The 12,501-nt window shown below is 76.2% G+C and carries 18 protein-coding genes and 1 pseudogene; 14 read left to right on the top strand and 5 right to left on the bottom strand.

All coding sequences use genetic code 11. The features are described 5' to 3' along the window. Positions 1-81: 81 nt before the first annotated feature. Positions 82-975, top strand: coding sequence for an RNA polymerase sigma factor SigF (locus SNE206_RS29790; RefSeq protein WP_407916619.1), 894 nt, complete (start codon positions 82-84; stop codon positions 973-975). Between the two features lie 86 nt (positions 976-1,061). On the opposite strand, the gene SNE206_RS29785 is transcribed toward SNE206_RS29790, so the two are convergent. After that, positions 1,062-1,505: an SsgA family sporulation/cell division regulator gene (locus SNE206_RS29785; protein ID WP_407916618.1), complete on the bottom strand. Its 444-nt coding sequence runs from the start codon at positions 1,503-1,505 to the stop codon at positions 1,062-1,064. Between the two features lie 251 nt (positions 1,506-1,756). Between SNE206_RS29785 and SNE206_RS29780 the strand changes: the two genes are divergently transcribed. The 3 genes from SNE206_RS29780 (at position 1,757) to SNE206_RS29770 (ending at position 4,359) form a co-directional block, all read left to right on the top strand. Then, the gene (locus tag SNE206_RS29780; protein ID WP_407916617.1) at positions 1,757-2,443 is read left to right on the top strand and encodes a hypothetical protein; all 687 of its coding nucleotides are present in this window, start codon (positions 1,757-1,759) and stop codon (positions 2,441-2,443) included. 31 nt (positions 2,444-2,474) lie between these two features. Next, positions 2,475-3,254 carry a hypothetical protein gene (locus tag SNE206_RS29775; protein WP_407916616.1) on the top strand — a complete coding sequence of 260 codons (780 nt, stop codon included), beginning with the start codon at positions 2,475-2,477 and terminating at the stop codon, positions 3,252-3,254. Between the two features lie 79 nt (positions 3,255-3,333). Continuing rightward, positions 3,334-4,359 carry a mechanosensitive ion channel family protein gene (locus SNE206_RS29770; RefSeq protein ID WP_407916615.1) on the top strand — a complete coding sequence of 342 codons (1,026 nt, stop codon included), beginning with the start codon at positions 3,334-3,336 and terminating at the stop codon, positions 4,357-4,359. 127 nt (positions 4,360-4,486) lie between these two features. Here the strand turns inward: SNE206_RS29770 and SNE206_RS29765 are convergent, their stop codons facing one another. Next, positions 4,487-4,930, bottom strand: a complete 444-nt coding sequence (locus SNE206_RS29765) for an SRPBCC family protein (RefSeq protein ID WP_407916614.1) — start codon at positions 4,928-4,930, stop codon at positions 4,487-4,489. Positions 4,931-5,215: 285 nt separating this feature from the next. On the opposite strand from SNE206_RS29765, the gene SNE206_RS29760 reads away from it, so the two are divergent. The 7 genes from SNE206_RS29760 (at position 5,216) to SNE206_RS29730 (ending at position 8,235) form a co-directional block, all read left to right on the top strand. Next, entirely contained in the window at positions 5,216-5,443 is a 228-nt protein-coding gene (locus tag SNE206_RS29760) for a DUF6458 family protein (RefSeq protein ID WP_407916613.1), read from the top strand. A gap of 52 nt (positions 5,444-5,495) precedes the next feature. Then, positions 5,496-5,822: a WhiB family transcriptional regulator gene (locus SNE206_RS29755; RefSeq protein WP_407916612.1), complete on the top strand. Its 327-nt coding sequence runs from the start codon at positions 5,496-5,498 to the stop codon at positions 5,820-5,822. A 118-nt stretch (positions 5,823-5,940) separates the two neighbouring features. Next, entirely contained in the window at positions 5,941-6,201 is a 261-nt protein-coding gene (locus SNE206_RS29750) for a GlsB/YeaQ/YmgE family stress response membrane protein (RefSeq protein WP_407916611.1), read from the top strand. 43 nt (positions 6,202-6,244) lie between these two features. Then, the gene (locus SNE206_RS29745) at positions 6,245-6,601 is read left to right on the top strand and encodes a PRC-barrel domain-containing protein (RefSeq protein WP_407916610.1); all 357 of its coding nucleotides are present in this window, start codon (positions 6,245-6,247) and stop codon (positions 6,599-6,601) included. Positions 6,602-6,772: 171 nt separating this feature from the next. Beyond that, positions 6,773-7,165: an STAS domain-containing protein gene (locus tag SNE206_RS29740; RefSeq protein WP_407916609.1), complete on the top strand. Its 393-nt coding sequence runs from the start codon at positions 6,773-6,775 to the stop codon at positions 7,163-7,165. 81 nt (positions 7,166-7,246) lie between these two features. Next, entirely contained in the window at positions 7,247-7,678 is a 432-nt protein-coding gene (locus SNE206_RS29735) for an ATP-binding protein (RefSeq protein ID WP_407916608.1), read from the top strand. Positions 7,679-7,821: 143 nt separating this feature from the next. After that, the gene (locus SNE206_RS29730) at positions 7,822-8,235 is read left to right on the top strand and encodes an SsgA family sporulation/cell division regulator (protein ID WP_407916607.1); all 414 of its coding nucleotides are present in this window, start codon (positions 7,822-7,824) and stop codon (positions 8,233-8,235) included. A gap of 55 nt (positions 8,236-8,290) precedes the next feature. Here the strand turns inward: SNE206_RS29730 and SNE206_RS29725 are convergent, their stop codons facing one another. After that, positions 8,291-8,785, bottom strand: coding sequence for a DUF427 domain-containing protein (locus SNE206_RS29725; protein ID WP_407916606.1), 495 nt, complete (start codon positions 8,783-8,785; stop codon positions 8,291-8,293). 200 nt (positions 8,786-8,985) lie between these two features. On the opposite strand from SNE206_RS29725, the gene SNE206_RS29720 reads away from it, so the two are divergent. The 3 genes from SNE206_RS29720 to SNE206_RS29710 all read left to right on the top strand — a co-directional run bounded on the left by SNE206_RS29720 (position 8,986) and on the right by SNE206_RS29710 (position 11,770). Beyond that, complete coding sequence (locus tag SNE206_RS29720; protein ID WP_407916605.1) at positions 8,986-9,429, top strand: SRPBCC family protein; 444 nt, start codon at positions 8,986-8,988, stop codon at positions 9,427-9,429. Positions 9,430-9,527: 98 nt separating this feature from the next. Beyond that, on the top strand, positions 9,528-10,367 hold the full coding sequence (locus SNE206_RS29715; RefSeq protein ID WP_407916604.1) for an oxygenase MpaB family protein: 840 nt from the start codon (positions 9,528-9,530) through the stop codon (positions 10,365-10,367). 53 nt (positions 10,368-10,420) lie between these two features. Then, the gene (locus SNE206_RS29710; RefSeq protein WP_407916603.1) at positions 10,421-11,770 is read left to right on the top strand and encodes an aminotransferase class I/II-fold pyridoxal phosphate-dependent enzyme; all 1,350 of its coding nucleotides are present in this window, start codon (positions 10,421-10,423) and stop codon (positions 11,768-11,770) included. 7 nt (positions 11,771-11,777) lie between these two features. Here SNE206_RS29710 and SNE206_RS29705 read toward each other — a convergent pair whose 3' ends face one another. Further along, entirely contained in the window at positions 11,778-12,332 is a 555-nt protein-coding gene (locus SNE206_RS29705; RefSeq protein ID WP_407916602.1) for an NUDIX hydrolase, read from the bottom strand. A 26-nt stretch (positions 12,333-12,358) separates the two neighbouring features. After that, positions 12,359-12,501 (bottom strand): annotated as a pseudogene (locus SNE206_RS29700) (methylmalonyl Co-A mutase-associated GTPase MeaB); the annotation flags it as partial.

Here is a 12,501-nt window from a genome sequence, read left to right as displayed (position 1 = left end):
CCGGGTGGATCGGGGTCGGGGTGTCTGAGCCCGAAAGGGCCGGGCACACGAGCCGCCGACGACCCCACGGAAGGAATGGCCATGGCAGTGATGAGTGAACGGTCCACGATCGCGCCCGGACCGACCCCGGCGGGCACGGGCTCCGACCACGCCGGCGCAGCCGTCCCGGCGCCGCGCGGACCCCGCATCGACGACCCGTCGGCGGTCGCACCGGCCGACGCCAAGGCACTCTCGGCAAGCCTCTTCGAACGCCTCCGCACCCTGGAGGAGGGCACCGCGGAGTACTCGTACGTCCGCGGCACCCTGGTCGAGCTGAACCTCTCGCTCGTCCGGTACGTCGCCAAGCGGTTCCGGCAGAGCAGCGAGCCGATGGACGACATCGTCCAGGTCGGCACCGTCGGCCTGATCAAGGCGATCGACCGGTTCGACCCGGACCGCGGCGTGGAGTTCGTGACCCTCGCGGTGCCCACCATCCTCGGCGAGATCAAGCGCTTCTTCCGTGACACCACCTGGGCCGTCCACGTGCCCCGACGGCTCCAGGAGCTGCGCCTGGCCCTCGCCAAGGTCGGCGACGACATGGAGCAGTCGCTCGGCCGCCCCGCCACGCCCGCCGAGCTCGCCGAGCGCCTCGGCCTCACCGAGGACGAGGTGCGCGAGGGCATGGTCGCCCGCAACGCGCACACCGCGGGCTCGCTCGACCTCGGCGCCGAGGGCGAGGACGGCGACGGCTCCCTGCTGCAGCGCCTCGGCCGCCCCGACCCCGGCCTGGAGAAGGTCGAGAACATCGAGGCGCTCAAGCCGCTCGTCGGCTCCCTCAAGGAGCGCGACCGCGCCATCCTGCACATGCGCTTCGTCGAGGAGCTCACGCAGGCCGAGATCGGCACCCGGCTCGGCGTCTCCCAGATGCAGGTCTCGCGCCTGCTCGCCCGCATCCTCGGCACGCTGCGGGAAGGCCTGCTCGGCGCCGACGCCTGATCCCCGGCACCCGCACCACCCCGGTTCCCGGACGGCCCGTGCCGTCCGGGGACCGGCGCGTTCCCGGGCGGCACGGGAGCCGGCGGTCAGAAGATCCGCCGCAGGAACTCCTCCGGCGTGGCCGGCCAGTCCACGTGGTCCGACTCGGTGCCGGGCGGCACCGCCAGGAAGGTGGACTCCAGGAACACGCCGAGATCGGCCGCCACCAGCCGCACCACCTCGACCCCGCCGGACGAGAACCACTCCAGCAGGACACCGTCCGAGCCGTCCGGGCGCACCCGGACGTCGCCCTCGCCGGAGTACCGCCGCCGTCCCGCGGCGAGCAGGTCGCGGCCGACCGTCCAGCGCGGTCCGTCGTCGGCCGCGCCGCCGTCCGCGACCACCAGGTGGTCCGTCAGCCGCGCCGGCCCGGGGAAGCAGAGCCCGACCGCGTACGGGTCGTCCGTCCGGTAGCGCAGCACCACGCGGACCCTGCGCGGGCGCAGCTCGCCGAGCCGCGCTGTCGTGTGCCGTTCGATGGTCTCCACCATGCTGCCGTACTCCTCCGATGGGCGTGGCGATGAGGGTCACCCCGGCGCCTGCCCGGGCCGTCCGTGTCCATGCGGTCCGTCGCCGGACATCCCTGCGGCAGAGGGAATCCGCGGAACCGGAGCGTTTACACCCGTCCGCAGGGGCAAGGCGGCTGACGAGCCGACACCGCCCGGTGCACGGCCCCGCACCCGGGACACCCGGAGCAGCCCGCAGGGACCCCGGACGAACCCGAAAGGGAAAGGAGCGCCCCATGTCACCCGTGGTCGTCATCGCCCTCGTGGCCCTCCTCGCCGTCGCCGCGCTCGCCGCGGTGCCGCCCGCCCGGCGCCGGATCAGGTCGCGCCGGCTCCGGGCCCGCTTCGGCCCCGAGTACGACCGGACCGTCAGCAGCCACGGCGGCGACGTCGCCCGCGCCGAGCACGAACTCGCCGACCGGCTCGCGCTGCACCGCGGACTGAAGCTCACCGCCCTCCCGGCGGCCGAGCGCAACGCCGCCGAGGCGGAGATCCGCAGCCTCCAGAGCCTCTTCGTCGACGACCCGATGCGGGCCGCCGCCGAGGCCGAACGACTGCTCCACCGCGTCCTCGACCGCATCGGCTACCCGGAGAAGGGCCGGATCGAAGCCCTCTCGGTCGACCACGCCCCGGGCGTCGCCGGCTACCGGGCGGCCCGCGCCGCCGTCGGAACCCCCGCCGGGCCCGCTGCCGGTACCGCCGGGAACACCACCGCGGGCACCACCGCGGGCACCGAGGAACTGCGGGAGGCGCTGCTCGCGACCCGCGCGCTCACCCGCGAGGTCCTGGAGCAGGGCCACCTCCCCCGGCCGGCCACCGGCCGGACGGGCTCCCCGACGGCGGACGACCCGGCGCCGGACGCCACCGAGGCGACCCGCCCGGCACCGGCCGCCCCTCGCGGCCGACGCCCCGTCACCCACTGACCGCCCACCCCGCGCCGACCGAAGGAGCGACATGAACGACGACCGCTCGACCTCCGAGGAGACCGACCGCACCCGGACGCAGCCCGCACCCGGACGCTTCGCCGAGGCCGCGAACTCCCGCACCCCCGAGGGCCCCACCTCCGACCGTACCGACCGTACCGACCGCGCCGACCGCACGGACCGTCCTGACCGGGCCGATCGCCCCGACCGCGCCGCCGGGCCCGCCGAGCCGACCGGCACCGCACGCGCCGACGCTGCACGCACCGACGGCACCGCCCGCACGACAGGTACCGAAGCTGCGCACGGCACGTCCCGCGAGGCGGAGCGAGTGCCGTCCCCCCGCGGGCCCGGCGCGCACTCGACGTCGGCGGACCAGCCGCAGGCCCCGGCCGCGCTCCGCAAGCCCGCCGCCGTGCCGGCCCCCCGTACCCCCGTCACCGCGTCCACCGGGTCCACCAGTCCTGCCGGTTCCGCCGTGACCGCCGGGTCCGGCCGTTCCGCGACCGCCGTCGGCGACCGGCCGGACGGCCGCAGCTTCGGCGGCTGGCTCGACCCGGAGCGGGTCGACGTGATGTCCGCCGAGTGGGAGGCCGTGCAGTCCGGGTTCGTCGACGATCCGGCCGGTGCGGTCGAGCGGGCCGACGCCCTGGTCGCCAAGGCCGCCGACCTCGTCACCGAGGCCGTCCGGCGCCGCCGCGAGAGCCTGCACGCGGAGGAGGGCGCCCCGGTCGGCACCGGGTCCGACACGGAGGAGCTGCGGCTCGCCCTGCGCGACTACCGCGGCGTGCTGGACCGCCTGCTCGCCGCCTGACCCGTCCACGTTCCACCCGGCCCGCGTCCCCGGCACCGATCGCCCGGGGTGCGCGGGCCGCCGCCACGAGAGGAGAACCATGCCGCTGTGGACCGTCCTCCGCCCGGTCGTCGTGCTGGCGGCGGTGGTGCTCGCCGTCGTCCTGCTCGACCGTGCCGTCCAGCTGGTCTCGCGCCGCCCGGCGGCCGGCCCGCTGCGCGGCCTGCTGCGCCCCTGCCGGGTGCCCGTGCTGCTCACCGCCGGTGCCCTGCTGCTCCTCGCGGTCGAACCCGTCGCCGGCCTGCCGCGCGCCGCGCACGGGCCGCTCCGGCACGGGCTCGTGCTGCTCGCCATCGCCGCCGGGGCGTGGCTGCTGGCCCGCGTCGTCGCCCTGCTCATCGACACCTCGACCGCCCGCTACGCCACCGAGCGCCGCGACCCCGCGCGGATACGCCGCGTGCGCACCCAGACGGGCATGGTGCGGCGGCTCGCCGAGGCGGGCATCGCCGTGCTGGCGCTGGCCGCCGCACTGATGACCTTCCCCGCGGTGCGCTCGGTCGGGGCGAGCCTGCTCGCGTCGGCGGGCATCCTCGGCCTGGTCGTCGGCGTCGCCGCGCAGAGCACCCTCGCCAACCTCTTCGCCGGCGTGCAGCTGGCCTTCGGCGACATGGTGCGGCTCGGCGACGAGGTCGTCGTCGCGGGCGACTGGGGCACCGTCGAGGAGATCACCCTGACCTACGTGGTCATCGCCACCTGGGACGAGCGGCGCATCGTCATGCCGGTCTCGTACTTCGTCGGCAAGCCGTTCGAGAACTGGTCGCGGCGCGACCCGGCGATCACCGGCACCGCCCTGCTGCACCTCGACCACCGCACGCCGATGGGCGAGCTCCGTGCGGAGTTCGAGCGGGCGCTGAAGGAGTGCGCCTGGTGGGACGGCCGGGGGAGTGCGCTGCAGGTCGTGGACACCACGCCGAGCACGATCGTGGTGCGGGCCCTGATGACCGCGCGGAGCGCCTCCGACGCCTTCGAGCTGCGCTGCTGGGTGCGCGAACGCCTGATCGGCCACCTCCGTGAGCACTACCCGGAGGCGCTGCCGCGGGTGTCGCTCGACCGGGTCGACGCCTGACCCGCGGAACCAGCCCCGCCGATGCGCACGGTGATGCGGGCGGTGACGCGGGCGCACCGACGGCCGGGGGCCGCCGACCGTCGTGGCCGGCGGCCCCCGGCCGTCGTCGTGCGGGTCCGCGGCCCGCTCAGGGCGCGGCCGCGGGCCCGGCCGCCGCACCCGCCTCCACGAACGCCTTGAAGTCCGCGAGGCCGTCCAGGGCACGCCGGTGCACGAAGCCGAGCACGTCGCCGACCCGGTCGACCAGGCCGTGCGGCTCGACGTAGAGCTGGAGCATCATCCTCGTGCGGTCGTCGTCCAGCTGATGGAACGTCACCACGCCGGCCTGTCGCAGATCGCCGGCCACGGACGCCCAGGCGACCCGCTCGTCCGGTATCAGCTCGGTGATCCTGGCGTCGAACTCCCGGGTCGACCCGCCCGCGCGGACCGTCCAGCGGGTCAGGTCCGGCTCCGGCCGGTCGACCTGGAGGACGCCCCGGACGAAGAGCGGGAACTCCTCGAACCGCGTCCACCGGCCGAACACCACCGGCACCGGCGCGCCGACCTCGACGGACTCCTCGACCAACGTCATCCCTCGTCACCTCCGCACCACGCCTGCGGTCACCGCTCGGTGACCGTCCGTCCGTCGTCTGTCCCCGCCCGCGCCGCGCACACCTCCCCGTGCACGTCTCCCCGCGCACACCTCCCCGCGCACACCTCCCCGCGCCGCAGGTCTCCGTGCCCTGCCTCCGCGCCGCCGGGGAGGCAGGGATTTCCCGCGCACCGACCCGGGTGGGGCCGCGGACGGGGGGTAGACGAGCCGCGCCGGCACGCCGCGTACGGCGGGCCGTACGGAGCAACGACGGAGGACACCACCATGGGTATCGGCGGATGCATCATCCTGTTCGCGGTCGGCGCCATCCTCACCTTCGGGGTGGACTGGCACCTCTCCGGCGTCAACCTGGACGTCATCGGCGTCGTGCTGATGGCGGCCGGACTCCTCGGCGTCGTCGTCTACGCCGGGGTCCTGCGCCGTCGCCGGCTCGTCGTCGGCCGTCCGATCGACGAGACCCTGATCGAGGAGCGCCGCACCCGCGGCCTGTGACCCGCGGCGCCCCCGCCGCGCTCGGCCCGGGCACCCGGAGGGAAGGACCACCATGGACACCGAGAACCGTCCCGCCGCACGGTACGACCGCACCTTCGGCTGGCAGCTGCGCGCGGCCTGCCGGGAGCGCGACGCCGCACTCTTCTTCCACCCCGCCGGTGAGCGCGGCGAGCCGCACGAGGCCCGCGACACCGCCGCCAAGACGGTCTGCACCCGCTGCCCCGTGCGCCGGCAGTGCCTGGAGTACGCGCTCGCCGCGGGCGAGCGGTACGGCGTGTGGGGCGGCACGACCGAGGACGAGCGCCTTGCCCTGCGCTCCAGGCGCCGCCGCGGCGCACGGACGGCGCCCGCGGCCGGGGCCCCGCCGCGCCGGTCCTGACGGTGCGCCCGCGGGCCGCCGCGGACCGCCCGGGACCGGCGGCGCATGAAGGCGGCCGACCGGGGCAGACGGTGGCCGTCCCCGGACGGAACGGGGACCGGATGAGAGGTGGAGTGACATGGCGATCGTCTGGGCACTGGTCGCGGGCCTGATCGTGGGTCTGCTGGCGAAACTTGTCCTGCCGGGCCGTCAGCCCGTACCGCTGTGGCTGACCGTGCTGATCGGCGCCGTCGGCGCGCTGCTGGGCAACGCCCTGGCCTCGTATCTCGGGGTGCGGCACACCGGTGGCATCGACTGGGTGCGCCACCTGCTGCAGGTGGGTGTGGCGGCCGTGCTGATCGCCGCGGCGACGCCGATGTACAGCGGCCGCCGGCGCTGACCCCGCCCGGCCACCCTGGGCCGGGCAGGACGAAGGAGAAGAAATGGACAGGAATCTGTGGAGCCACAGCCCCGGGAGCGGCCACCGCGAGGGTGCCGATCTGATCGGCTACGCCGTGGAGGCCGTCGACGGAACGATCGGCAGGGTCGACCGGCACTCCGTCGAGGTCGACGCCTCCTACCTGGTGGTGGACACCGGGCCGTGGATCTTCGGCCGGCAGGTGCTGCTCCCGGCGGGCACCGTGCTGCGGATCGACCACGACACCCGGGTCGTCCTGGTGGACCGGTCGAAGGACGAGATCAAGGGCGCGCCGGAGTTCGTCCAGGCGGAGCCCCCGGGCGTGGAGCCGGGATACCTGCACACGCTCGCGGGGTACTACGGCTTCGGCCGGATGATCTGACGCCCCGCCGGGGCGCAGGCAGGCCGACGCGCCACGGCCCCCGGAGGTTCGGGCCCGGGCGTGAACGGGTACGGTGCTGGTCGGCCGGCGGGATCGTCGGCCGACCGTGGTGGAATACCGACGACCGGCCGGCCGGACGGCTGCCGGGGCGTCTGCGGAGGACCTGGAGACATGAGCAGCGGTGAGCTGGGTACGGGGTCGGCGGCCGATCGCCCCGCGGGCGCGGATTCGGCGCTGCGGACGGTGACCGGTCCGGACGGGGCGCTGATCTGCGCGCTGACCGGTGACCTCGACCTCGACAGCATGGCCGAGGTGCAGGGCCCGTTGCGGGAGGTCGTGGCGTCCGCGCCGGACCTGCTGTGCGTCGACCTCTCGGGCGTGGGGTTCTGCGACTCCACCGGGCTGAACCTTCTGCTCCAGCTCCGGCTGGACGCCGAGCAGGCCGGGGTGCCGCTGGTGCTGGCGGAGCCGAACCCGCAGATGAGCAGGCTCTTCGAGCTGACGGGGGCCGGCGCGGTCTTCCGGGTGTTCGAGTCGGTGGAGGAGGCATGTGCTGCCGGGTGAGGACGGCCCGGGGCCGTTCCGGACGGACGGCCCGGGGCGGGGGCCGACAGGGACGTTCCGGAATTCCAGCAGGGTGAGGACATGAGCAGCAGTTGGCAGACCGCCGAGGGGCCCTTCGTGGGGCAGCGGCGTCGATGCGTGTTCGGCTCCACCGGTCAGGTCAGGCTCGGTCGGGAGTTCACCTCCAAGGTGCTCCTCGACTGGGGGCTGTCCGCCGAGGAGCTCGTGGACGAGGACGTGCGCCTGATCGTCTCCGAGCTGGTCTCCAACGCGTGCCTGCACGCCGGTGGTCCGGAGGAGCTCGTCCTTGTGCTGGCGGAGGGCCGCATCCGCATCGAGGTGCTGGACGAGGGGGAGGGCTGCCCGGAACCGCGCAGCCCGCACAACTCGTCCCGTCCCGGCGGCCACGGCCTGCACATCGTCGGCCGGCTCAGTGCCGAATGGGGAGTGACGCCGCACGAGGGCGGCAAGGCGGTGTGGGCCGAGGTGGAGCTCCCCCCGCGCCTGGGCTGAGACGCGCCGGGGCCGAGACGCGCCGGGGCCGAGATGCGGGGCAGGACGCCCGAGTCACGGGGCAGGACGCCCGGGCCGTGCATGCCGGGCGCGATCCGGGGCAGGCGGTGGCCGACCGCTACGGACCTCCCCGGGAGACGAACGTGATCATCGCGCAGTCCGGTGCCGCCTCCATACCCGCCCCCGTCCCCGGTGTCGTGCCGATGGTGCTGCGCTACGACTCCGACGACCCCTACGCCGTGGTGCTGGAGTTCCCCGACCCGGCGGCCGACGAACCGGGCGGCGGTGACGCCCCCGTGCGCTGGCGGGTCTCCCGCGACCTCCTGCTGGACGGCCTCGCCGGGCCCGCCGGGGCGGGCGACATCCGTCTCGCCCCGCGCGACGGCCGGTACACCGAGGTCGAGTTCCACAACCGCAACGGCTCCGCCCTCGTGCAGGTCGAGACCACCGAGCTGCGGGCGTTCCTCGGCGCCACCGCCGACGCGGTACGGCCCGGGGAGGAGCAGGTGGCCCTGCCCGACACGCTGGAGGACTTCCTGCGGATGACGGGCGCCTGACCCGGCCGGTGCCGGGCCCCGGTGCCGGGCCGCCGGACCGCGCCGCCCGGGGCGCTCACCAGCCGGCGGTGCCGGGGCCGCCCTTGAACGGCCCGGCGACCCACGAGGTGATCCACCCTCCGTAGAAGTCGCCCTCCTGGGGCGTCACGGTCTCGCCGCCGACGGTGCAGCGGTCGACCCGGGACGGGTAGAACGCCAGGTGGTCCCTGATCCGCTCGAACCCCGGCGCCGGGTCGGGGTAGCTCCAGGCGGCCCCGGCGCTGCGCAGCCCGTCCACGACGAGGTCCCAGTACACGGCGGTGCCCTTCCACTCGCACCAGGTGCGGTGCCGGGCCGGCACCAGCAGTCCCGGGGTCACGGCCTCCATCGGCAGGTAGTACACCGGGGGGTGGTGCGTCTCCAGCACCCGCAGCGCGTCGTCGGTGGAGGCGACCCGGCGGCCGCCGTGCTCGACGGTCACCCGCCGCCCGTCCGCCTCGACGCGCGGGGGCCGCGGGTAGTCGCGGACCGACTCCACCGCGGTGCCGCGGCCGTTCGTCGCCTGCCGCATCGCCGTCTCCCTCTCTCCGTGCCGGCCCGCCGCCGGCCCCTCTGCCGGTGATTCGGAGCGGCGGGCCGTCCGGACGGCGGCGCGGGCGGACGGATCGCCGTACGGACCAGTCCGGCGGCCCGGCGGCTCCGAATGCGGGGCGTCGGACCGGCCCGGGCCCGCCCCTCCCGGGCGCCCGCACAGCGGAGAGGAAGAACGGCATGGTCGCCGTACGGAGGATCATCACCGTGGAACGCCCGGCGGACGCGGTGGCCGCCTACCTGGCGGACTTCGCCCGCACCGAGGAGTGGGATCCGGGCACCGTCAGCTGCACCCGCACCGACGACGGCCCGGTCGGGGTCGGTGCGCGGTGGCACAACGTCTCGCGGTTCCGCGGCCGGACGACCGAGCTGTCGTACCGGCTCGTGCGGCACGACCCGGGCCGGCTGGTCTTCGTCGGCGAGAACCGCACGGTCACCGCGACGGACGACATCACGGTGACCGCCACCGGCCCCGGCGCGGTCGTCGACTACCGTGCCACCCTGGAGTTCAAGGGCCTCGCCCGGCTCGCGGCGCCGTTCCTGCGCGCCGAGTTCGAGCGGCTCGCCGACGGCGTGGCCGAGCGGCTGCCGGAGGTGCTCGCCGCCCGCAGCCCGCGCGGCTGACCCGGCCGCCGCACCCGGGCCCCGGCCGACCGCTGCACGAGCGGTGCGAGCAGGCACCGGACGGTGGCCCGGGGAAGGCTCCCCGAGGGAGGTGCGCCATGCCGAACGGCGGACCCGGACCGGGCACGACCGTGCCCGCCGACGGGCTCTTCGGGCCCGACAGCATCTCGTGGCGGGTCCACGCGGACCCGTCGACGGTGCTCGGCGGCCTGCGCGCCCTCCTGCTGCAGGCCCTGCACCCGCTGGCGATGGCCGGGGTGGCCCAGCACTCCGCGTTCCGCGAGGACCCCTGGGGCCGCCTCCACCGCACCGCCTCCTTCATCGGCGCGGTCACCTACGGCACCGGACCGGAGGCGCAGGAGGCGATCGACCGGGTGCGGCGGGTGCACGTCCGCGTCCGCGGCACCGACCCCGTCACCGGCCTGCCCTACCGCGCGGACGACCCCGAGCTGCTCCTCTGGGTGCACTGCAGCGAGGTCGGCTCGTTCCTCGGCACCGCCCGGCGGGCCGGCCTCGCCCTCACGGACGCGGAGGCCGACACCTACCTCCGCGAGCAGGCGGCCGTGGCCCGCCTCGTCGGTGTGCCCGCCACCGTGCCCGTCCCGGCGACACGCGCCGAACTCGACCGGTACACCGCCCGCGTCCGGCCCCGGCTGCTCGTGACGCCCGCCGCCCGCGAGGCCGTCCGCTTCGCGTTCCTGCCGCCCCTGCACGGCCTCGCGCTCACCGTCACTCCCGCCTGGGCCGGCCTCGCCGGGCTCGCCTTCGCCCTGCTGCCCGGCTGGGCCCGCCGGATGTACGGGCTGCCCGGCTGGTCCCTCACCGACCGCGCCGCCACCCTGGAGGCCCGCGCCCTGCGCACCGCGGCGCTGCGCCTGCCGCGCTCCTGGCGGGAGGGCCCGCACCTGGTGGCCGCCCGCGAGCGGCACGGCGTCTGACCGGGCACCCTGCGGCGACGGGGAGCGGGCGCAGGTCCGGCAGAATGTGCGGCATGCCAGAGGAACACCGCATCCGGGGCCGCCGGGCCGCCGACATCGCCGCCGACGTCGAACGCGCCGTGGCGGACGGCTCCCTGGCCCCCGGCAGCGCCCTGCCGCCGCTGCGGGACCTCGCCACCGAGCTCGCCGTCAACCCCAACACCGTCGCCGCCGCCTACCGCCTGCTGCGCGACCGCGGCGTCATCGAGACCGCCGGCCGCCGCGGCAGCCGGGTGCTCCCCCGGCCCTCGCACACCCCGCGCGAGCAGCACCACATCGAGGTGCCCGCCGGGGCCCGCGACCTCGCCGACGGCAACCCCGACCCGGCCCTGCTCCCGCCGCTGGAGGAGGCCCTCGCGTACGCCGCCGCCGAGCAGCGCCGCGACCCGGTGCTCTACGCCCGCGCCACCGTGGACGAACGGCTGCTCGCGCTGGCCCGGGCGGACTTCGAGGCCGACGGGCTGCCCGCCGGCTCCGTCGCGGTGCTCGCCGGCTCGCTCGACGCGATCGAGCGGGTGCTGCTCGCCCGGCTGCGGCCCGGCGACTCCGTCGCCGTCGAGGACCCGGGCTGGGGCAGCCTGCTCGACCTGCTCGCCGCCCTGGGCCTGCGCACCGTCGCCGTCCGCGTCGACGACGAGGGCCCGACCGTGGCCGACACCGCGCGCGCCCTGGCCGGCGGGGCCGCCGCCCTCGTCGTCACCTCCAGCGCCCAGAACCCCACCGGCGCCGCCGTCAGCGCCCGCCGTGCGGCCGAGCTGCGCGCCGTGCTCGCCGGCCACCCCGGGGTGCTGCTCGTCGAGGACGACTTCGGGCACGCCATCGCCGACGAGCCGTACCAGCTGCTGTGCGTCGACGCCGGCCGCCCGGTCGTCGACTCGTGGGTGCTCGTCCGGTCCGTCACCAAACTGCTCGGCCCGGACCTGCGGCTCGCCCTCGTCACCGGAGACACCGCGACCGTCGACCGGGTGCGCGGGCGGCAGCGCCTCGGCGCCGGCTGGGTGAGCCACGTGCTGCAGCGGGCCGTCGCCCAGCTGTGGTCCGGCGGCGCCGCCTCCCGCGAGCGGGCCGCCGCGCACTACGCCCTGCGGCGGAGCGCGCTCGTCACCGCACTCGCCGGGCTCGGCGTGCCCGCGCACGGCCGCAGCGGCTTCAACGTGTGGGTGCCCGTCCACGACGAGACCGCCGCCGTGGTCGGGCTGCTGCAGCGCGGCTGGGTCGTGACGGCGGGCGCCCGCTTCCGCATCGCCTCCGGTCCGGGCATCCGGATCACCGTCTCCAGGCTGTCCGAGGAGGAGATCCCGAGGCTGGCCGCGGACGTCGCCGCCGTGCTGCGCACCGATCTGGACGCCGCCCGCGGCGGCTGACCGGCCGTCAGCCCGCGTCGGCGTCCAGCAGGTCGCGGACGCGGGCGAGGGTCTCGCGGAGGTTCGGCTCCCCGGCCTGTTCGAGCGCCTCCTCGACGGGCAGCCAGCGCAGCCGCGCCGCCGGGTTCTCCGGCCGTGCCGTGTCCGGCACACCCGTGGCCAGCACGAACCGCAGGTCGGCGTGCTCGTGCGCGGGTTCGTCGGCGCTCGCGGGCACCGGCAGCACGGCGACGTGCACCAGCGACCCGGACGGCCAGAACACCAGGTCGGGCAGCCCGGTCTCCTCCCGGGCCTCCCGCAGCGCCACCTCGGACGGGTCGGACTCGCCCGGGTCGCCGTGCCCGCCGACCTGCAGCCACCCCTGCATCCGCTCGTGCCACCGCAGCAGCACCCGGCGCCGGGCCCGGTCCACGACCAGGGCCGACACCGTCAGGTGCAGCGGGATCCCGCGCGACCAGGGGTCGTCGGCCGCGAGCAGCGGCACGATCCGGGCCAGGTCGGCGGCCTCCGCGTCCGTCCGGGGCCGGTGTCCGTCGAGCAGCTGTTCCGGTGTCGTCGCCATGGCGGCAGCCTAGGCGGCGGGCCCGGTCACGTCCTCCGGTTAAAGGCGTCCAGGATCTGTTGGGCGGCGAGGGTGGCGGTGAGGGTGCCTTCGCGGACGCGGTTCTCCAGGGTGGGGGCGAGGGTGCGGACGTCGGGGTGGTGGTGGAGTGCGGTGAGGAGTTGGTCGT

The organism is Kitasatospora sp. NE20-6, assembly GCF_045862635.1.
The sequence above is the reverse complement of the archived record's forward strand: the minus strand, read 5'-3'. Positions and strand labels throughout refer to the sequence as shown.

What these genes read in the sequence shown, in the direction of transcription:
- SNE206_RS29785 (WP_407916618.1), bottom strand. Translation starts at nt 1,505, where the DNA reads ATGGTGGAGACCATCGAACGGCACACGACAGCGCGGCTCGGCGAGCTG.
- SNE206_RS29780 (WP_407916617.1), top strand. Translation starts at nt 1,757, where the DNA reads ATGTCACCCGTGGTCGTCATCGCCCTCGTGGCCCTCCTCGCCGTCGCC.
- SNE206_RS29775 (WP_407916616.1), top strand. Translation starts at nt 2,475, where the DNA reads ATGAACGACGACCGCTCGACCTCCGAGGAGACCGACCGCACCCGGACG.
- SNE206_RS29710 (WP_407916603.1), top strand. Translation starts at nt 10,421, where the DNA reads ATGCCAGAGGAACACCGCATCCGGGGCCGCCGGGCCGCCGACATCGCC.
- SNE206_RS29770 (WP_407916615.1), top strand. Translation starts at nt 3,334, where the DNA reads ATGCCGCTGTGGACCGTCCTCCGCCCGGTCGTCGTGCTGGCGGCGGTG.
- SNE206_RS29790 (WP_407916619.1), top strand. Translation starts at nt 82, where the DNA reads ATGGCAGTGATGAGTGAACGGTCCACGATCGCGCCCGGACCGACCCCG.
- SNE206_RS29705 (WP_407916602.1), bottom strand. Translation starts at nt 12,332, where the DNA reads ATGGCGACGACACCGGAACAGCTGCTCGACGGACACCGGCCCCGGACG.
- SNE206_RS29720 (WP_407916605.1), top strand. Translation starts at nt 8,986, where the DNA reads ATGGTCGCCGTACGGAGGATCATCACCGTGGAACGCCCGGCGGACGCG.
- SNE206_RS29760 (WP_407916613.1), top strand. Translation starts at nt 5,216, where the DNA reads ATGGGTATCGGCGGATGCATCATCCTGTTCGCGGTCGGCGCCATCCTC.
- SNE206_RS29735 (WP_407916608.1), top strand. Translation starts at nt 7,247, where the DNA reads ATGAGCAGCAGTTGGCAGACCGCCGAGGGGCCCTTCGTGGGGCAGCGG.
- SNE206_RS29755 (WP_407916612.1), top strand. Translation starts at nt 5,496, where the DNA reads ATGGACACCGAGAACCGTCCCGCCGCACGGTACGACCGCACCTTCGGC.
- SNE206_RS29715 (WP_407916604.1), top strand. Translation starts at nt 9,528, where the DNA reads ATGCCGAACGGCGGACCCGGACCGGGCACGACCGTGCCCGCCGACGGG.
- SNE206_RS29725 (WP_407916606.1), bottom strand. Translation starts at nt 8,785, where the DNA reads ATGCGGCAGGCGACGAACGGCCGCGGCACCGCGGTGGAGTCGGTCCGC.
- SNE206_RS29740 (WP_407916609.1), top strand. Translation starts at nt 6,773, where the DNA reads ATGAGCAGCGGTGAGCTGGGTACGGGGTCGGCGGCCGATCGCCCCGCG.
- SNE206_RS29765 (WP_407916614.1), bottom strand. Translation starts at nt 4,930, where the DNA reads ATGACGTTGGTCGAGGAGTCCGTCGAGGTCGGCGCGCCGGTGCCGGTG.
- SNE206_RS29745 (WP_407916610.1), top strand. Translation starts at nt 6,245, where the DNA reads ATGGACAGGAATCTGTGGAGCCACAGCCCCGGGAGCGGCCACCGCGAG.
- SNE206_RS29750 (WP_407916611.1), top strand. Translation starts at nt 5,941, where the DNA reads ATGGCGATCGTCTGGGCACTGGTCGCGGGCCTGATCGTGGGTCTGCTG.